General features: G+C 71.0%; 17 protein-coding genes. 10 read left to right on the top strand and 7 right to left on the bottom strand.

Annotated features, from left to right (window positions below; all coding sequences use genetic code 11):
- The first annotated feature begins 39 nt into the window (after nt 1-39).
- The 4 genes from ACY0PA_RS10715 (at nt 40) to ACY0PA_RS10700 (ending at nt 4,067) form a co-directional block, all read left to right on the top strand.
- The gene (locus ACY0PA_RS10715) at nt 40-999 is read left to right on the top strand and encodes a hypothetical protein (RefSeq protein ID WP_473084414.1); all 960 of its coding nucleotides are present in this window, start codon (nt 40-42) and stop codon (nt 997-999) included.
- Between the two features lie 70 nt (nt 1,000-1,069).
- A complete protein-coding gene (locus tag ACY0PA_RS10710) occupies nt 1,070-2,632 on the top strand; it encodes an APC family permease (RefSeq protein ID WP_473084413.1) in 1,563 nt (520 codons plus the stop codon).
- Nucleotides 2,633-2,695: 63 nt separating this feature from the next.
- Nucleotides 2,696-3,439, top strand: a complete 744-nt coding sequence (locus ACY0PA_RS10705) for a molybdopterin-dependent oxidoreductase (protein ID WP_473084412.1) — start codon at nt 2,696-2,698, stop codon at nt 3,437-3,439.
- Nucleotides 3,423-4,067, top strand: coding sequence for a cytochrome b/b6 domain-containing protein (locus ACY0PA_RS10700; protein ID WP_473084411.1), 645 nt, complete (start codon nt 3,423-3,425; stop codon nt 4,065-4,067). Before ACY0PA_RS10705 ends, ACY0PA_RS10700 begins: the two co-directional genes overlap by 17 nt.
- Before the next feature lie 10 nt (nt 4,068-4,077).
- Here ACY0PA_RS10700 and ACY0PA_RS10695 read toward each other — a convergent pair whose 3' ends face one another.
- The 4 genes from ACY0PA_RS10695 to ACY0PA_RS10680 are packed head-to-tail and all read right to left on the bottom strand — an operon-like array spanning nt 4,078 to nt 7,930.
- Nucleotides 4,078-5,109, bottom strand: coding sequence for an L-idonate 5-dehydrogenase (locus tag ACY0PA_RS10695; RefSeq protein ID WP_473086285.1), 1,032 nt, complete (start codon nt 5,107-5,109; stop codon nt 4,078-4,080).
- A 26-nt stretch (nt 5,110-5,135) separates the two neighbouring features.
- On the bottom strand, nt 5,136-5,900 hold the full coding sequence (locus tag ACY0PA_RS10690; RefSeq protein ID WP_473084410.1) for an SDR family oxidoreductase: 765 nt from the start codon (nt 5,898-5,900) through the stop codon (nt 5,136-5,138).
- A gap of 46 nt (nt 5,901-5,946) precedes the next feature.
- Nucleotides 5,947-7,344 (bottom strand): GntT/GntP/DsdX family permease, encoded by a 1,398-nt coding sequence (locus ACY0PA_RS10685; RefSeq protein ID WP_473084409.1) that lies wholly within the window; start codon nt 7,342-7,344, stop codon nt 5,947-5,949.
- 34 nt (nt 7,345-7,378) lie between these two features.
- On the bottom strand, nt 7,379-7,930 hold the full coding sequence (locus ACY0PA_RS10680) for a gluconokinase (protein WP_356280352.1): 552 nt from the start codon (nt 7,928-7,930) through the stop codon (nt 7,379-7,381).
- Nucleotides 7,931-8,069: 139 nt separating this feature from the next.
- Here ACY0PA_RS10680 and ACY0PA_RS10675 point away from each other — a divergent pair, with 139 nt between their 5' ends.
- Nucleotides 8,070-8,771 carry a FadR/GntR family transcriptional regulator gene (locus ACY0PA_RS10675; protein ID WP_473084408.1) on the top strand — a complete coding sequence of 234 codons (702 nt, stop codon included), beginning with the start codon at nt 8,070-8,072 and terminating at the stop codon, nt 8,769-8,771.
- Nucleotides 8,772-8,786: 15 nt separating this feature from the next.
- Here ACY0PA_RS10675 and ACY0PA_RS10670 read toward each other — a convergent pair whose 3' ends face one another.
- From ACY0PA_RS10670 to ACY0PA_RS10660, 3 genes are read right to left on the bottom strand one after another with little or no spacing between them, the layout of a single operon-like run.
- Entirely contained in the window at nt 8,787-9,179 is a 393-nt protein-coding gene (locus ACY0PA_RS10670) for a YchJ family protein (RefSeq protein WP_473084407.1), read from the bottom strand.
- A 55-nt stretch (nt 9,180-9,234) separates the two neighbouring features.
- Nucleotides 9,235-9,375 carry a hypothetical protein gene (locus tag ACY0PA_RS10665; protein WP_473084406.1) on the bottom strand — a complete coding sequence of 47 codons (141 nt, stop codon included), beginning with the start codon at nt 9,373-9,375 and terminating at the stop codon, nt 9,235-9,237.
- Between the two features lie 28 nt (nt 9,376-9,403).
- A complete protein-coding gene (locus ACY0PA_RS10660; protein ID WP_473084405.1) occupies nt 9,404-10,318 on the bottom strand; it encodes a helix-turn-helix transcriptional regulator in 915 nt (304 codons plus the stop codon).
- Nucleotides 10,319-10,511: 193 nt separating this feature from the next.
- On the opposite strand from ACY0PA_RS10660, the gene tkt reads away from it, so the two are divergent.
- Genes tkt through pgi form a run of 5 tightly spaced genes read left to right on the top strand, consistent with a single transcriptional unit; the run spans nt 10,512 to nt 17,871 of the window.
- Nucleotides 10,512-12,596 carry a transketolase gene (gene tkt / locus ACY0PA_RS10655; RefSeq protein WP_473084404.1) on the top strand — a complete coding sequence of 695 codons (2,085 nt, stop codon included), beginning with the start codon at nt 10,512-10,514 and terminating at the stop codon, nt 12,594-12,596.
- Between the two features lie 38 nt (nt 12,597-12,634).
- Nucleotides 12,635-13,771 (top strand): transaldolase, encoded by a 1,137-nt coding sequence (gene tal / locus ACY0PA_RS10650; protein ID WP_473084403.1) that lies wholly within the window; start codon nt 12,635-12,637, stop codon nt 13,769-13,771.
- The gene (gene zwf, locus ACY0PA_RS10645) at nt 13,768-15,300 is read left to right on the top strand and encodes a glucose-6-phosphate dehydrogenase (protein ID WP_473084402.1); all 1,533 of its coding nucleotides are present in this window, start codon (nt 13,768-13,770) and stop codon (nt 15,298-15,300) included. Before tal ends, zwf begins: the two co-directional genes overlap by 4 nt.
- Nucleotides 15,297-16,232 (top strand): glucose-6-phosphate dehydrogenase assembly protein OpcA, encoded by a 936-nt coding sequence (opcA, locus tag ACY0PA_RS10640; protein ID WP_473084401.1) that lies wholly within the window; start codon nt 15,297-15,299, stop codon nt 16,230-16,232. The genes zwf and opcA overlap by 4 nt, the downstream gene beginning before the upstream one ends.
- The gene (pgi, locus tag ACY0PA_RS10635) at nt 16,225-17,871 is read left to right on the top strand and encodes a glucose-6-phosphate isomerase (protein ID WP_473084400.1); all 1,647 of its coding nucleotides are present in this window, start codon (nt 16,225-16,227) and stop codon (nt 17,869-17,871) included. Before opcA ends, pgi begins: the two co-directional genes overlap by 8 nt.
- Nucleotides 17,872-17,885: the final 14 nt, after the last annotated feature.

The following is a 17,885-nucleotide window of genomic DNA, read 5'->3' as shown; positions in this document are numbered from 1 at the left end:
ATCACCTCAAGCAAGCCGCGTCGTAGAGGACTTCCCGCGGTGCCCCCACCCCCGCCACCACTCGGGCGTGCCCGCAAGCGGGCCGCCGCCCCGTTCGACTCCGCACTCGACGACAGCGGCCTCGTGGCCGCCCGCGCGGCCCTCGCTCAGGGGCGCTGGACCGAGGCCAGGGAACTGATCTCGGCCACCGGCGACGACTGGGACCGCCGCGGCCATCGCGTCGTCGTCCTCGCCGAGGAACCCACGACCACCGCCTGGGTCAGGGACTGGCGGCTCGCCGAACCCGAGTCGGCCGACGCCGCCGTCCTGCTCGCCCTCGCCGCCGTGCAGCGCGCCCGTATCGGCAAGTCGCGACCCGAAAAGGCCCGCGACGCCTGCCGCGCCGCCGCCGCCCTCGCGCCCGCCGACCCCACTCCCTGGCTCGGACTCCTGCTCCTGGAACGGGACATGGGCCGCGAGGAGGACGTCGTCCACCTCTTCGACGAGATCCGCCACCGCCACCCCGAGCACCACCACGCCCACCACCTGATGGTCGCCAGGCTCGCCGAACGCCGCCCCGACGCGGGCCAGGACCCGCTCCACGAGGTCTACGACTTCGCGTCCTGGGCCGCCGAACAGGCCGGACCCGGATCACCGCTGGCCGTCCTCCCCGTCGTCGCGCACGCCGAGCGCTACCGCGTCCTCGCCGCCGCCGGCAGTGAACCGCCCGATCCCAAGGCGTCCGGACACTGGACGGGCCGCCGCGCCCGCCTCGTGATGAAGACAGCCTTCGACTGGTGGCTCGAATGGGGCTCTGCGGAGCGCCCCGCTCATCCGCGCGGCCGCGTCGACCTGAACTTCCTCGCCCACGCCAAGTCCTGCGAGGGCAGGCCCGCGGAGGCCGCCGCCCTGTTCCACCGCATCGGCCGGCACGCCACCGCGGCCCCCTGGTCGTACCCGGACCGGGATCCGCACGAAGCGTTCAGCGCCGCGCGCCGCGCCGCGCTCGGCACGGCCTAGGACGACGCCCCAGGCATCCCCAGACACCCGCACCAGCAGCGCTCATCCACAGGGAAGGGACAACCCCGCCATGACGACGGGCAGTTCGAGCACGAGCGACACGGCACCACCCCCCGCGTCCGACACGGGGATCAACACCTTCAAGGGACAGGAGAGCGCTCTGCGTGCCGGCCGCCTCGGCACGGCGGGCCTGCTGCTCTCCGTGCTGGCCGCGACGGGCCCGCTCATGGTGGTCGCCGGCGTCATGCCCACCACGTTCGCCGTGATGGGCGTCGTCGGGCAGCCGCTGCTCTTCCTCATCCTGGGCGTCGTCCTCGCCCTCTTCAGCGTCGGCTACGCCGAGATGAGCCGGCACGTCCACAACGCCGGCGCCTTCTACGCGTACATATCCCGCGGCCTCGGCCCGACCGCCGGTGCGGGCGCCGCCCTGGTCGCGCTCGTCGCCTACAGCGTCCTCCAGGTCGGCATCTACGGGATGTTCGGCTTCGAGGTGTCCAACCTCCTCGCCACCTACCTCGACCTCAGCATCGCCTGGTGGATCCCGGCGCTGGTCGCCGTGCTCGCCGTCGGCGCGCTCGCCCTGCTGAAGATCGACGTGAACGCGCGCGTCCTCGGCGTGCTCCTGCTCGTGGAGGTCGCGCTCGTCGTCGTCTTCGACATCGCGGCGCTCGGCGACCCGGCCAAGGAGGGCCTGTCGCTGCACGCCTTCAATCCGGACACCCTCACCGGCGCGGGCGTCGGCACCGCCCTGTGCTTCTGCATCGCCGCCTTCACCGGCTTCGAGCAGGCGCCCGTGTACGCGGAGGAGACCAGCCGCCCGCACATCCTCGTGCCGCGCGTGATGTTCATGGCGGTCGGCTTCGTCGCCGTCTTCTTCGCCATCAGCTCCTGGGCGCTCACCGTCGCCGCGGGACCCTCCGCGATCATCCAGACCGCGCAGAAACAGAGCGCGGGCCTGATGTTCTTCCTGACGGAGAGCAGGCTCGGCGGCACGTTCACGGACATCGTCCATGTCCTGTTCGTCACCGGCATGTTCGCGGCGCTCCTCAGCTTCCACAACGTCGTCTCGCGCTACGCCTTCGCCATGGGCCGCGAGGGACTGCTGCCCGCCGCCTTCGGCCGCACCAACAGCTCCAGCGGCGCGCCCGGCACCGGCTCCCTGCTCCAGACCGCCCTCTCCCTGATCATCGTCGTGGCCTTCGCGGTCACCGACGACGGCAAGGCGGGCGACCCGACGGCGCCCGTGCTCAAGCTCTTCACCTGGGGCGGCAACGTCGGCGCCCTCGGCATCATCCTGCTGATGGCCACCGCCTCGCTGGCCGTGATCGTCTTCTTCGTCAGGCGCGGCGCCGCGGGCGCTCAGATCTGGCGCCTGACCGCGTCGGGGATCGCCGGGATCGCGCTGCTCGTCATCGCCTTCTACACGGTCAAGGACTTCGACGTCCTCGTCGGTTCGGGCCCCGGCTCCTCCCTCAACTGGGTGCTGCCCGGCATCATCGCGCTGGCCGCCGTCATCGGCTTCGTCCACGGTGTCGTCCTGCGCGGCAGGAACCCCGAGGCGCACGCCAGGATCGGTCTCGGCAACGAGGCGTTCCAGCTGGAGAAGGCGGCCGGCGTGCCCGCCCAGAAGTGACAGAACGCTGACGAACACCCGTGGCCACTGGCCACCGGCGGCCACGGGTGCTCGAATCAGTGGGTGAACCCGGAAGAACCCGTACCGCCCGAGCAAGGCGAGCAGCGAGGCGCGCCCGTCGGCCGCCGTCTCGTCCTCGGCATGCTCGCCCTCGGCGCCCTCGGCGTCGCCGCCGCGCCCACCCTTCAGCGCGGCCTCGAATCCTTCCTCGGCGGCGCCGCGGACAAGGACCCCACCGGCCTGACGGACCTCCTGCCGAACGGCGGCGGCTTCCGCTACTACTCGGTCGCCTCCTCCGTCCCCGACAGGCCGGCCGCCGACTACCGCCTCACCGTCGACGGCCTCGTCGACCGGCCGACCACCTACACGCTTCCCGCGCTGCGGGCGCTCCCGCAGACCCGCCTCGTGCGCGACGTCCAGTGCGTCACCGGGTGGCGCGTGCCGGAAACCCCCTTCGAGGGCGTACGCCTGTCCACCGTCCTGGACGCGGCCGGGGTCCGGCCGTCCGCCAAGGCGCTGCGGCTGACCTGCTTCGACGGCACGTACAGCGAGAGCCTCACGCTGTCCCAGGCCCGCCGCGCCGACGTGCTCGTCGCGCTGCGGATGCAGGACAAGCCCCTCGCCCACTCCCACGGCGGGCCGGTCCGCCTCTACGTCGGCCCCATGTACTTCTACAAGTCGGCGAAATGGCTGTCCGGCATCACCGTCACCGACCGCGTCGAACCCGGCTACTGGGAAGAGCGCGGCTACGACGTGGACGCGTGGGTCGGCCGCTCGAACGGACGCGACGATGAACCCACCCACTGAACTCACGGCGCGCGTAAGGCGCTTCACCCGCACCGAGACCTGGGTCCACCGGTCCACGGCGGCCCTCATGGGCCTGTGCATCCTGACGGCGGCCTGCCTGTACGTGCCCCAGTTCGCGGAGCTCGTCGGCCGCCGGGAACTCGTGGTCAGGCTCCACGAGTGGTCCGGACTCCTGCTGCCCGCGCCCTACCTCGCCGGCCTCGCGTCCCGCGCCTTCCGAGCCGACCTGCACCGCCTGAACCGCTTCGTCCCGCACGACCGCACCTGGCTGCGCTCCGCCCTGCGCCGCTCGGGCCCGAGGCCCGCGGGCAAGTTCAACGCGGGCCAGAAGCTGTACGCGGGCTGGCTCGGGGGAGCGGTCCTGGTGATGCTCGGCACGGGCCTGCTCATGTGGTCCACCCTCCCCCAAGCTCTCGGCTTCGCTCGAGCAGGGGGGACCCCCATCGCCCCCCTCACCTGGCGCACCGGCAGCACCTTCGTGCACGACTGGCTGTCCCTCGCCCTCGGCATCGTGGTCGCCGGACACATCGCGAAGGCATGGGCGGACCCCGAGGCGCGGCTCGGGATGCGGACCGGGTTCGTGGGGAGGGAGTGGGCCGAGCGCGAGCACGGCGAGTGGCTGCCGTGACGGCGCCGTACTACGCGTCCGCGCCGAAGTCCAGCAGGACCTTGCACGCCCGCGCGCGGTCCGCGGCCAGCACGAACGCCGACTCCGCTTCCGCCACCGGGACCACCGCGCTGATCAGCTCCGCGAGCCCCGGCCGCTCGGCGAGCAGGCGCAGCGCGTCGTCGAACTCCGTGTCGAAGCGGAACGCCCCGCGCAGCTCGATCTCCCGGCTGACCACGAGGTTCCCCGCGAACGGGCTCTGCCCCGGCGGCAGCATCCCGAGCTGTACGACCACACCGCCGCGCCGCACATGGCGCAGGCAGCTGTCGAGCCCGGCGGCCACGCCCGAAGCCTCGACGGCCGCGTGGGCCTCGTCGGGCCAGCCCTTGTCGGCCGGGTCGTCCGCGCGTACGACGGTGTCGGCGCCGGCGAGTTCCGCGTACCGGAGAGCTTCGGGGAGGAGGTCGGTGGCGGTCACGTGGGCCGCCCCGGCGGCCTTGGCCGCGGCGACGACGAGGCAGCCGATGGGGCCCGCGCCGGTCACGAGCACGTGCTTGCCCGCGACCGGTCCCGCCCGGCGCACCGCGTGCAACGCCACCGCGAGGGGCTCGGCGAGGGCGGCCCGGTCGAGCGGAAGCCCGGCCGGTACGGCCCTCAACTGGTCGGCGGGGACGGCGATCCGCGCGGCGAATCCGCCCTGGACGTGCGGGGTGCGGGCCGCGCTGCCGAGGTAGCGGGTGTCGCGGCACACATGGCGCCGCCCGTCCACGCACTCGGGGCAGGTCCCGCAGGGGGTGGCGGGGTGCACGGCGACGGCCGTGCCGGGCGCGGGGCCGGTGGCACCGTCCCCGTACGAGACGACCGTGCCCACGACCTCGTGGCCGAGCAGCATGGGTTCCTGGAGCCGGAAGTCGCCGACGCCGCCGTGGCGCCAGTAGTGCAGGTCGGAGCCGCACACCCCGCCGTAGCGGACGGCGACGAGCGCCTGGCCCGGGCCGGGTTCGGGGGAGGGGAGTTCGTCGACGCGCAGATCTCCCGCGCCGTGGATCACGCAGCCCAGCATCAGGTCTCCTTGAGCCATGAGGTCTTCTAGAGAACGCTCGTCATGCCGCCGTCGACGTAGAGGATCTGCCCGCTGACGAAGTCGGACGCGGGTGAGGCCAGGAACAGGGTGCCGCCGACGAGGTCGTCGGTGCGGCCCCAGCGGCCGGCCGGCGTCCTGCGGCGGACCCAGGCGCTGAACTCCTCGTCGCGGACGAGCGGTTGGGTCAGCTCGGTCTCGATGTAGCCGGGGCCGAGCCCGTTGACCTGGACGCCGGAAGGGCCCCAGTCGGCGCACATGCCCTTGGTGAGCATCTTCAGGGCGCCCTTGGTGGCGGCGTAGGGCGCGATGCCGGGCCGCACGACCTCGCTCTGCAGCGAGCAGATGTTGATGATCTTTCCGTGGCCGCGTTCGACCATGCCGCGGGCCGCCTCACGGCCCACCAGGAACGCGCTCGTCAGATTGGTGTCGATCACCCGGTGCCAGTCGGCGTCGGTGAACTCCAGGAGCGGGGCGCGCAGTTGCATGCCCGCGTTGTTGACGAGGATGTCGAGCGGACCCACCCGCTCCTCGACCCCGGCGACTCCGGCGGCCACGGACGGTCCGTCCGTGACGTCGAACGCCGCGGTGTGGACCGGGCCGAGCCCGGACAGCCGCCCGGCCGCGTCCGCGAGGGCGGACTTGTCACGTCCGTTGAGGACGACGGTCGCGCCGGCCTCCAGGAGGCCGCGGGCCAGGGCGAACCCGATCCCGCGGCTGGAACCGGTCACCAGGGCCGTGCGGCCGCTGATGTCGAAGAGGGGGTGGGTCATCGCTCAGTACTCCAGTCGCTCCGAAGGGAGCCAGATCACGAGGTCGCTAAATGACCAGGGACAGCAGCAGGACCAGGCCACCGGCGACGACCGAGATGATCGTCTCCATGACGGACCACGTCTTGATGGTCTGCCCGACGTTCAGGCCGAAGTACTCCTTCACCAGCCAGAAGCCCGCGTCGTTCACGTGGCTGAAGAAGAGCGAGCCGGCGCCGATCGCGAGGACCAGCAGGGCCGTGTGCGCGGTCGACATGTCGGCCGCGAGCGGCGCCACGAGGCCGGCCGCCGAGATGGTCGCGACGGTGGCGGAGCCGGTGGCGAGGCGTATGACGACCGCGATCAGCCAGGCGAGCAGCAGGGCCGGGATCGACCAGTCCTTGGAGATGTCGAGGACCATCTGGCCCACGCCGGAGTCGATGAGGGTCTGCTTGAAGCCGCCGCCCGCGCCGACGATGAGGAGGACGCCCGCGATCGGGGCGAGCGACTTCTCGACGGTGGAGGACAGCCGGTCCTTGGTGAACCCGGCCGCGCGGCCCAGCGTGAACATGCCGACGATCACGGCGGCGAGCAGGGCGATCAGCGGCGAGCCGATGACGTCGAAGACGCGCTGCACGGTGTGCTCGGGCTTGTCCACGACGATGTCGACGAGCGCCTTGGCGAGCATCAGGACGACGGGGAGCAGGATCGTGGCGACGGCCGCGCGGAAGCTCGGACGCTTCTCCAGGTCGTCGGTGGCCCGCGCCGGGGTCATCTTGTCCGGGGCCGGGACGTCCACCCAGCGGGCGGCGAACTTCGAGAACACGGGACCCGCGATGATCACCGTCGGGATGGCGACGAGGACACCCAGGGCGAGCGTGACGCCGAGGTTGGCGCCGACGGCGTCGATCGCGACGAGCGGGCCGGGGTGCGGCGGGATCAGGCCGTGCATGACCGACAGGCCGGCGAGGGCCGGGATGCCGATGCGCATCAGCGAGTAGTTGCCGCGCTTGGCGACCATCAGGACGACCGGGATCAGCAGCACGATGCCGACCTCGAAGAACAGCGGCAGACCGATCACCGAGGCGATCAGGACCATCGCCCACGGCATGGCGCGCCCGCCCGCCTTGGCGAGGATCGTGTCGACGATCTGGTCGGCGCCGCCGGAGTCGGCGAGCAGCTTGCCGAGGATCGCGCCGAGCGCGATCAGCACACCCACACCGGCCACCGTGGAACCAAGGCCCGTGGTGAAGCTGACGATGGTCTTGTCGAGTGGGGCGCCCGCGAAGGCTCCCAGGGCCAGAGATCCGATGGTCAGCGCCAGGAAGGCGTGGACCCGGAACTTCGTGATGAGCAGAACGATGACAGCGATGCCCGCGAGGACGGCGATCCCCAGCTGGGCGTGGCCCGCCGAGGTGATCGGTTCGACGGCATCCGCTGCCAGCGTCTCGACGCTGAGACTGGTCACGGTTCTTCCTTGGTGTGGGTGGGGACTTCTGGGACTACTTCAGCGCCGGGCGCTGAGGGGACGGGGACTGTCCTTCGAGGTCGGCGAGAGCCGCGACGGCCCGCTCCGTGATCTCCTCGGGGCTGCCCGACACATCGACGTCGACGCCCGCCTCGTCCGCCGCGAGCGGCTGGAGCGTGGCGAACTGCGAGTCAAGGAGGGCCGTGGGCATGAAGTGGCCCTGGCGGTGCGACATCCGGTCCTCGATGAGGGCGCGGTCACCCGTGAGGTGGACGAACACGACTCCGGGGGCCTCGGCCCTGAGCCGGTCGCGATAACTCCGCTTGAGGGCGGAGCTGCTGACGACGCCGCCGAGTCCCGCCCGTCCGTGCGCCCAGGCGCCGATGGCGTCGAGCCACGGCCACCGGTCGTCGTCGGTCAGGGGGGTGCCGGCCGACATCTTGGCGATGTTCGCCGGCGGGTGGAAGTCGTCGCCCTCGGCGTACGGAACGCCGAGCCTGTCTGCGAGCAGGGGGCCGATCGTGGTCTTGCCGGTCCCTGCCACGCCCATGACTACGACGACGTGGGGGGTGCGTCGTGTCTTCATCGCGTCCTCGCTGTCTTCGCTGTCTTCTTCGACATCGCTGTGTCACGTCACTGAAACCTGAATGGTCGGACAAATTCAAGAGTCTGTGACATAAAAGTCTGACTTTTTATTCCGTCGGCCCGCCTCGTACGCTGACGGCATGACCACACAGGGCCGGGGGCTGCACGCCCACGTACTGGAGAACCTCGGCCCCGCCATCACCGCGGGGGAGTACCCACCGGGTAGCGTGCTGCGCACGGACGAGCTGGCCCAGCGCTACGAGGTGTCGCGCTCGGTCATGCGGGAGGCCGTGCGGGTGCTCGAGTCGATGCACCTCGTGGAGTCGCGGCGCCGGGTCGGCGTGACCGTACGGCCCACGCAGGAGTGGAACGTCTACGACCCGCAGGTCATCCGCTGGCGGCTGGCCGGGGCAGACCGGCCGCGGCAGCTGCGCTCCCTCACGGTGCTGCGTTCCGCCGTCGAGCCGGTCGCGGCCGGACTCGCCGCGAAGCACGCCACGGCCGAGCAGTGCGCGGCGCTCACCGAGTGCGCGCTCGGCATGGTCGCCACGTCACGCGGCCATCAGCTGGAGGCGTACCTCGTCCACGACATCGAGTTCCATCGGGTCGTCCTGAACGCGTCGGGCAACGAGATGTTCGCCCGGCTCGGTGACGTGGTCGCGGAGGTTCTCGCGGGCCGCACGCACCATCAGGTGATGTTCGAGGACCCGGACCCGGCTGCCGTGTCGCTGCATGTGCACGTCGCCGAGGCCGTCCGCGAGGGGGACGCGATCCGCGCGGAGGCGCTCACGCGCGAGATCGCGCTGGGCGCGCTCCAGGAACTGGACATCCTCGCGCCCTGATTGCAGGGCCGGGCCCTACTCGATGAAGTCGCCGTCCACGTACACCCAGACGCCGTCGAGCCGTGTGAACCGGCTGCGCTCGTGCAGCGAGCCGGGCCGCCCGCCGTCGGTGTAGCGGGCCCGGAAGGTCACGGTGCCGGTGGTGTGGAAGGCCGACCCCTCACTCGTCCCCAGGATCTCCAGACCGGTCCACTTCATCCCCGGCTCGAAGGTGATGGCCGGGGGCCGGGTGGCCGGGTGCCAGGTCCGCAGCAGATACGCGGCGTCCTTGACGGCGAAGGCGCAGTAGCGGGACCGCATCAGGGCCTCGGCGGTGGGCGCGTTCGCCCCTCCGGAGTGATACCGGCCGCAACAGGCTTCATACGCGGAGGGGAGCCCGCAGGGGCAGGCGGGGGCGGGGCGTGACATACGGACGATTCAACCAGCTCCGCAGCCGATCACCCGGCCCCCACCCCCACCCCTGTCACCGCGTCACGGTCAGTGCCGTGCCCCGCGTGCGGTCCGACGAGGGTCCCGTCTCGATCGAGAACCCGCCGGGCTCCACGGCGAGGTCCAGGCCGCGGGTGACCGAGGCGAGCACCTCGGCCCCGGATACCAGGCGCACAGCACGCCCTTGGGGGAAAGGGCTCGTATCAGGCCTGTTCGGCCCGGAATGCCGCCGGCGTCACGCCCGTGTGCTGCTGGAAGTACTTCGAGAAGTTCGCCGAGTCGCCGATGCCGACGGCCACGCCGATGCGGCCCACCGGCAGGTCCGTGTGGGCGAGCAGGCGTTTCGCCTCCAGGGTCACCCGGCGGTCGATGAACGCCTTCGGGGTCTGGCCCGTCGCCGCCCGCACCGCGCGGACGAGGGTGCGCCGGGAGTAGCCGAGCTCGTCCGCGTACGCGCTGACACTGTGGTTCGTGGTGAAGCCCTGTTCGACCGCCGTGCGGAAGCGGCTGAACGTCGTGTCCGGCTGCGGCCTGCACTCGTCCGCCGCCGCCCGCGCCGACACATGGGCGACCCGCAGCATGAAGGCCGTCAGGGCGTGACGCAGGACCGATGTGTGCAGGCTGAGCGGGAGTGTCGATGTGTCCAGGTACTCGCGCTGGAGTTGGTCCAACGAGGCGTCCAGGGCGGCGAGTTGGGCCTCGTCGGGGTGGAGCAGGGGCGGCCGGTCGTAGCGGTACAGGCCCGTCGCCTCGACGATCGCGCGCGGCAGGAAGCCGGGCTGCATGGTGAGCGCCGTGCCGACGTAGCGCTCGCTCGTCGAGAAGCCGTGCACCTGGCCGGGCCGGATCCACAGGATGTCGCCGGCGCCGACCTCGTACTCCGTGAAGTCGATCATGTGGTGGACCGGGCCCTCGCGGAAGAAGAGCAGGACGTGGAAGTCGATCCGGTGCACGCGGCGCGACAGGCCGACGCCGCCCGCCCAGGGACCCTCCGTGCCCATCGGGCCGATCTGTATCCCGACCCCGGACACGCTGGCGCTCGGGTCGAAGGGATACGTACGGATGTGCTCCGCCGCTCCCATATGTGCGCTCGGATGTGCGCCGCCCTGCTCCGTCATCCACTTTCCTTGGCTCAAACCGACTCGGCCTCTTGTAGGTGTCCCATTTTCACCGAACGCTGGCACGGGGGCACCTGCCGCGCAAAAAGTATGACCTTTAGATTCGTAGATGGTTCGACCAGGCGTTTAGCCCCGGTCGGGTGGTGCCTTTCGGTACCTCGGATGCACAACGGATGCGAAGGAAGTCGTACAGATGAGCACGCAGACACCGGACGCCCTCGGCCCCTTCGAGTGGAGTGACCTCGACCGGCGTGCCGTCGACACCGCGCGCCTGCTCGCGGCCGACGCCGTGCAGCAGGTCGGCAACGGCCACCCCGGCACGGCGATGAGCCTGGCCCCCGCCGCGTACACCCTCTTCCAGAAGGTCATGCGCCACGACCCGGCCGACCCCGAGTGGACCGGCCGCGACCGCTTCGTCCTCTCTCCGGGCCACACCAGCCTCACCCTCTATACGCAGCTCTTCCTCTCCGGCTACGAGCTGGAGCTCGACGACCTGAAGGCGTTCCGCACCCACGGCTCGAAGACGCCCGGCCACCCCGAGTACGGCCACACAGCCGGTGTCGAGACGACGACCGGCCCGCTCGGCCAGGGCGTCGCCAACGCCGTCGGCATGGCGATGGCCGCCCGCTACGAGCGCGGCCTCTTCGACCCCGAGGCACCCGAGGGCGAGTCCCCCTTCGACCACACCATCTGGGCGATCGTCTCCGACGGCGACCTGGAGGAGGGCATCTCCGCCGAGGCGTCCTCCCTCGCCGGCCACCAGAAGCTCGGCAACCTCGTCTTCGTCTACGACGACAACCACATCTCCATCGAGGGCGACACCGCCACCGCGTTCTCCGAGGACGTCCTGAAGCGGTACGAGGCCTACGGCTGGCACGTCCAGCGCATCGAGCCCAAGGCCGACGGCGACACCGACGTGCACGCCCTGTACGAGGCCCTGGCCGCGGCGAAGGCCGAGACCGGCCGCCCGTCCATCATCGCGATGCGCACGATCATCGCCTGGCCCGCCCCAAACGCGCAGAACACCGAGGCGTCCCACGGCTCCGCGCTCGGCGCCGAGGAGATCGCCGCCACCAAGCGCGTCCTCGGCTTCGACCCGGAGCGGACCTTCGAGGTCGCCGACGACGTCATCGCCCACACCCGCGGGGCCCTCGACCGCGGCGCCGACGCGCACGCCGAGTGGGACAAGCGGCTCGGCGAGTGGCGCACGGCCGAGCCCGAGCGCTCCGCCCTCCTCGACCGCATCGTCGCCGGCCGTCTCCCCGAGGGCTGGGAGCAGGCGCTTCCGTCCTTCGACGCGGGCACGAAGGTCGCGACGCGGGCCGCTTCCGGCAAGGTCCTCCAGGCACTCGGCCCGGTCATCCCCGAGCTGTGGGGCGGCTCGGCCGACCTCGCGGGCTCGAACAACACGACCATCGACAAGGCCAGTTCGTTCCTGCCGAAGGGCAACCCGCTGCCGGAGGCCGACCCGTACGGCCGCACGATCCACTTCGGCATCCGTGAGCACTCGATGGCCGCCGAGATGAACGGCATCGCGCTGCACGGCAACACCCGCATCTACGGCGGCACCTTCCTCGTCTTCTCGGACTACATGCGCAACGCCGTCCGTCTGTCCGCGCTGATGCAGCTCCCCGTCACGTACGTGTGGACCCACGACTCCATCGGCCTGGGCGAGGACGGCCCCACGCATCAGCCCGTCGAGCACCTCGCCTCCCTGCGCGCCATCCCGGGCCTGAACATCGTCCGCCCGGCCGACGCCAACGAGACCGCCGTCGCCTGGCGCGAGATCCTGCGCCGCGGCACCACGAAGCCCGCCCCGCACGGCCTCGCGCTGACCCGCCAGGGCGTGCCCACGTACGAGCTCGACGAGCGGGCGGCGAAGGGCGGTTACGTGCTGCGTGAGGCGTCCACCGCGACGCCCGACCTCATCCTGATCGCGACCGGCTCCGAGGTGCACCTCGCCGTGGCCGCCCGCGAGCAGCTGGAGGCCGAGGGGGTCGGCACGCGCGTCGTGTCGATGCCGTCCGTCGAGTGGTTCGAGGAGCAGTCGCAGGACTACAAGGACAGCGTCCTGCCCTCGTCCGTGAAGGCGCGCGTCGCCGTCGAGGCCGGCATCGGCCTGACCTGGTACCGCTACGTCGGCGACGCCGGCCGCATCGTCTCCCTGGAGCACTTCGGCGCCTCCGCCGACGCCGCCACGCTCTTCGCCGAGTACGGCTTCACCGCCGACAACATCGCCGCCGTGGCGCGCGAGTCCCTCACCGCCGCCCGCGCCTGACCCGTACGCACTCGTACACCCGAAAGAAGATGAAGAACATGAGCAACGCCGACTCCACCGTCACGCCCCTCAAGTCCCTTGCCGGCGAAGGCGTTTCCATCTGGCTGGACGACCTGTCCCGCAAGCGCATCGAGTCCGGCAACCTCGCCGAACTGATCGAGAACAGCCACGTCGTGGGCGTCACGACGAACCCCTCGATCTTCCAGGCGGCCATCGGCTCCGGTGAGGGCTACGAGGAGCAGCTCGCCGACCTCGCCACCCGCGGGGTCACCGTCGACGAGGCGGTCCGCATGATGACCACCGCCGACGTCCGCGCCGCCGCCGACATCCTGCGCCCCGTGTACGACGCGACGCAGGGCCGCGACGGCCGCGTCTCCATCGAGGTCGACCCGCGCCTCGCCCACGACACCGTGGCCACCGTCGCCGAGGCCAAGCAGCTGTCCTGGCTGGTCGACCGCCCGAACGTCATGATCAAGATCCCTGCGACGAAGGCGGGCCTCCCGGCCATCACCGAGGTCATCGGCCTCGGCATCAGCGTCAACGTCACCCTGATCTTCTCCCTCGACCGCTACAAGGCCGTCATGGACGCCTACCTCGCGGGCCTGGAGAAGGCGCGGGCCGCGGGCATCGACCTGGCGGGCATCCACTCCGTCGCCTCCTTCTTCGTCTCGCGCGTCGACGCCGAGATCGACAAGCGCCTCGACCAGGTCGGCACCGACGGGGCCAAGTCCCTCAAGGGCAAGGCCGCCCTCGCCAACGCCCGTCTCGCGTACGAGGCGTACGAAGAGGTCTTCGCCTCCGGGCGTGCGAGCAAGCTGGAGGCCGCCGGCGCCAACAAGCAGCGCCCGCTGTGGGCCTCCACCGGCGTCAAGGACCCCGCGTACAAGGACACCCTGTACGTCGACGAGCTCGTCGCCCCCGGCACGGTCAACACGATGCCGGAGGCCACCCTGAAGGCCACCGCCGACCACGGTGCGATCACCGGCGACACGGTGACGGGCGGCTACGAGCAGGCGCGCGCCGACCTCAAGGCCGTCGACGCGCTCGGCATCTCCTACGACGAGGTCGTGCAGCAGCTGGAGGACGAGGGCGTCGCCAAGTTCGACGTGGCGTGGAACGACCTGCTCGGCACGGTCGCCGGCCGCCTCGCCGACAAGGAGGCGCAGGCCAAGTGAGCATCACCGCTTGGCAGAACCCGCTGAGGGACCCCCGCGACCGCCGCCTGCCGCGCATCGCGGGCCCCTCCGGCCTCGTCATCTTCGGCGTCACCGGCGACCTGTCCCGCAAGAAGCTGATGCCGGCCGTCTACGACCTCGCGAACCGCGGACTGCTGCCGCCGGGCTTCTCGCTCGTCGGCTTCGCCCGCCGCGAGTGGGAGGACCAGGACTTCGCCCAGGTCGTCCACGACGCGGTGCGCGAGCACGCCCGCACCGAGTTCCGCGAGGAGGTCTGGCAGCAGCTCGTCGAAGGCATGCGCTTCATCCCCGGCGACTTCGACGACGACACGGCGTTCAAGCAGCTGCGCGAGGCCGTCGACGACCTCGACGAGAAGCGCGGCACCAACGGCAACTACGCCTTCTACCTGTCCGTACCGCCGAAGTTCTTCCCGCAGGTCGTGCAGCAGCTCAAGAAGCACGGCCTCGCCGACGGACCCGGGGGCTCCTGGCGCCGCGCCGTCATCGAGAAGCCGTTCGGCCACGACCTGGCCAGCGCCCGCGAACTCAACGCGATCGTGCACGACGTCTTCGCCCCCGACCAGGTCTTCCGCATCGACCACTACCTCGGCAAGGAGACCGTCCAGAACATCCTGGCCCTCCGCTTCGCCAACCAGATGTACGAACCCATCTGGAACCGGAGTTACGTGGACCACGTGCAGATCACGATGGCCGAGGACATCGGCATCGGCGGCCGCGCCGGCTACTACGACGGCATCGGCGCCGCCCGCGACGTCATCCAGAACCACCTCCTCCAGCTCATGGCGCTGACCGCCATGGAGGAGCCCGCCTCCTTCGACGCCGAGTCGCTCCTCACCGAGAAGCTCAAGGTCCTCAAGTCGGTGCGGCTGCCCGAGAACCTCGGCGAGCACACCGTCCGCGCCCAGTACGCGGCCGGCTGGCAGGGCGGCGAGAAGGTCCCCGGCTACCTCCAGGAAGACGGCATCGACCCCAAGTCGAAGACCGACACCTACGCGGCCATCAAGCTGGAGGTCGACAACCGCCGCTGGGCCGGCGTCCCGTTCTACCTGCGCACCGGCAAGCGCCTCGGCCGCCGCGTCACCGAGATCGCCGTCGTCTTCCAGCGCGCGCCGCACTCCCCGTTCGACTCCACCGCCACGGAGGAACTCGGCCAGAACGCCGTGGTCATCCGCGTCCAGCCCGACGAGGGCATGACCGTACGCTTCGGCTCGAAGGTCCCGGGTACCTCGATGGAGATCCGGGACGTGTCGATGGACTTCGCCTACGGCGAGTCCTTCACCGAGTCCAGCCCGGAGGCGTACGAAAGGCTCATCCTGGACGTCCTGCTCGGCGATGCCAACCTCTTCCCCCGCACGGAGGAGGTGGAGGAGTCCTGGAAGATCCTCGACCCGATCGAGGGCCACTGGGACACCCACGGCCGGCCCGCGCAGTACGCCTCGGGAAGCTGGGGCCCGAAGGAAGCGGACGAGATGCTCGCACGAGACGGACGGAGCTGGCGCAGGCCATGAAGATCGACCTCACCGACACGACGGCAAGCAAGGTCAACAAGGCCCTGGTGGAAGGCCGCAGGGCGATTGGCACCCCGGCCGTGGGCATGGTCCTCACGATGGTCATCGTGACCGACGAGGAGAACGCCTACGACTCCATCAAGGCCGCCGAGGAGGCCTCCCGCGAGCACCCCTCGCGCACCCTCGTCGTGATCAAGAGGCACGCCCGCTCGCCGCGCGACCGCCAGGGCAACCGCCTCGACGCCGAGGTGCGCGTCGGCGCGGACGCCGGCACCGGCGAGACCGTCCTGCTGCGCCTGTACGGCGAGGTCGGCCGGCACGCCGACTCCGTCGTCCTGCCGCTGCTGCTCCCGGACGCGCCCGTCGTCGTCTGGTGGCCCGTCGACGCCCCCGACGTCCCCGCCAAGGACCCGCTGGGTGCGCTCGCCCAGCGCCGTATCACCGACACGTACGCCGTCGAGGACCCGCTGTCCGCGCTGGCCGCCCGCGCCGCCTCGTACGCCCCCGGCGACACCGACCTCGCCTGGACCCGCCTCACGCCGTGGCGCTCCATGCTGGCCGCCGCCCTCGACCAGGCAGGCGCCGAGATCACCTCGGCAGCCGTCGAGAGCGAGGCCGAGAACCCCAGCGCCGAGCTGCTCGCCCGCTGGCTGGGCGTCCGCCTCGGCGTGCCCGTCGAGCGCGTCACCACCGAGGGCCCGGTCGTCACCGCCGTCCGCCTCGGCACGGCCGGCGGCGAGATCCGCATCGACCGTCCCGAGGGCCCCCTCGCGCAGCTCACCCTGCCCGGCCAGCCGCAGCGCACCCTGGCCCTCAAGGTCCGCACCACCTCCGAGCTGATCGCCGAAGAACTCCGCCGCCTCGACGCGGACGAGATGTACGCCATCGCCTTGCGCGGCGACGGCACCAAGGAGCGCGTTCAACATGCCTGACACCACCCCGCACCTCACGGTCCGCCCCCAGTGGACGGCCCTTTCGGACCACCGCGCGAAGCAGCGCCAGGTCCATCTGCGGGATCTGTTCACCACCGGCCCGGACCGCGCCGCGCGCTACACGGTCCAGGTCGGCGACCTGCACATCGACTATTCCAAGCACCTGATCACGGACGAGACGCTCGCCCTGCTCCAGGAACTGGCCACTGCCACCGACGTGTTCGGGCAGCGCGACGCCATGTTCCGCGGCGAGAAGATCAACACGACGGAGGACCGCGCCGTGCTGCACACGGCGCTGCGGGCCCCGCGTGACGCGGTGATCGAGGTCGACGGTGCGAACGTCGTCCCCGAGGTCCACGCCGTGCTGGACAAGATGGCCGCCTTCGCGGACAGGGTCCGTTCGGGCGGGTGGACGGGCCACACCGGCAAGCGCATCAAGAACGTCGTGAACATCGGCATCGGCGGCTCCGACCTCGGCCCGGCGATGGCGTACGAGGTGCTCCGCTCCTTCACGGACCGGGACCTGACGGTCCGATTCGTGTCGAACGTGGACGGCGCCGACCTGCACGAGGCCGTGCGGGATCTCGACCCGGCCGAGACGCTGTTCGTCATCGCCTCGAAGACGTTCACCACCATCGAGACGATCACCAACGCGACCTCCGCGCGCAGCTGGCTGCTCGATGCGCTCGGCGACGACTCCGCGGTCGCGAAGCACTTTGTCGCCCTGTCGACGAACGCCGAGAAGGTGGCCGACTTCGGCATCGACACGGCCAACATGTTCGAGTTCTGGGACTGGGTCGGCGGGCGCTACTCGTACGACTCCGCCATCGGCCTCTCGCTGATGATCGCGATCGGCCCGGACGCCTTCCGCGAGATGCTCGACGGCTTCCACCTCGTCGACGAGCACTTCCGCACCGCCCCCGCCGAGGCGAACGCCCCTCTCCTGATGGGCCTGTTGGGCATCTGGTACGGCAACTTCCACGGCGCCCAGTCGCACGCGGTCCTGCCGTACTCGCACTACCTGTCCAAGTTCACCGCGTACCTCCAGCAGCTCGACATGGAGTCCAACGGCAAGTCCGTGGACCGCGAGGGCCGCCCGGTGGACTGGCAGACGGGCCCCGTCGTCTGGGGCACCCCCGGCACCAACGGGCAGCACGCCTACTACCAGCTCATCCACCAGGGCACGAAGCTCATCCCGGCCGACCTGATCGGCTTCGCCCGCCCGGTCGGCGAGCTCTCGGCCCAACTGGCGGGCCAGCACGACCTGTTGATGGCCAACCTGTTCGCGCAGGGCCAGGCCCTCGCCTTCGGCAAGACCGCCGACGAGGTCCGGGCCGAAGGTGTCCCCGAGGCGCAGGTGCCCCACCGCACCTTCAAGGGCAACCACCCGACGACGACGGTCCTGGCGAAGGAACTCACCCCCTCCGTCCTGGGCCAGCTCATCGCCCTCTACGAGCACAAGGTGTTCGTCCAGGGAGCCGTCTGGAACATCGACTCCTTCGACCAGTGGGGCGTCGAACTCGGCAAGGTCCTCGCCAAGCGCGTCGAGCCCGCCCTCACCCAGGCCGCCGACGTCCCCGGCCTCGATGCCTCCACCCAGGCGCTCGTCGCCACCTACCGCACGCTCCGGAAGAAGTGAAGACAGACATGACC

Source organism: Streptomyces sp. DS1-CR2, from assembly GCF_055760475.1.
Note: the sequence above shows the minus strand (reverse complement) of the source record. Positions and strands in the feature narration are given on the sequence as shown.

Excerpts from the sequence above, each read along its gene's own strand:
- ACY0PA_RS10695 (WP_473086285.1), bottom strand. The coding sequence starts at position 5,109 with ATGCTGGGCTGCGTGATCCACGGCGCGGGAGATCTGCGCGTCGACGAA.
- pgi (WP_473084400.1), top strand. The coding sequence starts at position 16,225 with ATGCCTGACACCACCCCGCACCTCACGGTCCGCCCCCAGTGGACGGCC.
- ACY0PA_RS10680 (WP_356280352.1), bottom strand. The coding sequence starts at position 7,930 with ATGAAGACACGACGCACCCCCCACGTCGTCGTAGTCATGGGCGTGGCA.
- ACY0PA_RS10690 (WP_473084410.1), bottom strand. The coding sequence starts at position 5,900 with ATGACCCACCCCCTCTTCGACATCAGCGGCCGCACGGCCCTGGTGACC.
- ACY0PA_RS10675 (WP_473084408.1), top strand. The coding sequence starts at position 8,070 with ATGACCACACAGGGCCGGGGGCTGCACGCCCACGTACTGGAGAACCTC.
- ACY0PA_RS10660 (WP_473084405.1), bottom strand. The coding sequence starts at position 10,318 with ATGACGGAGCAGGGCGGCGCACATCCGAGCGCACATATGGGAGCGGCG.
- opcA (WP_473084401.1), top strand. The coding sequence starts at position 15,297 with ATGAAGATCGACCTCACCGACACGACGGCAAGCAAGGTCAACAAGGCC.
- ACY0PA_RS10670 (WP_473084407.1), bottom strand. The coding sequence starts at position 9,179 with ATGTCACGCCCCGCCCCCGCCTGCCCCTGCGGGCTCCCCTCCGCGTAT.
- tkt (WP_473084404.1), top strand. The coding sequence starts at position 10,512 with ATGAGCACGCAGACACCGGACGCCCTCGGCCCCTTCGAGTGGAGTGAC.
- tal (WP_473084403.1), top strand. The coding sequence starts at position 12,635 with ATGAGCAACGCCGACTCCACCGTCACGCCCCTCAAGTCCCTTGCCGGC.
- ACY0PA_RS10710 (WP_473084413.1), top strand. The coding sequence starts at position 1,070 with ATGACGACGGGCAGTTCGAGCACGAGCGACACGGCACCACCCCCCGCG.
- ACY0PA_RS10700 (WP_473084411.1), top strand. The coding sequence starts at position 3,423 with ATGAACCCACCCACTGAACTCACGGCGCGCGTAAGGCGCTTCACCCGC.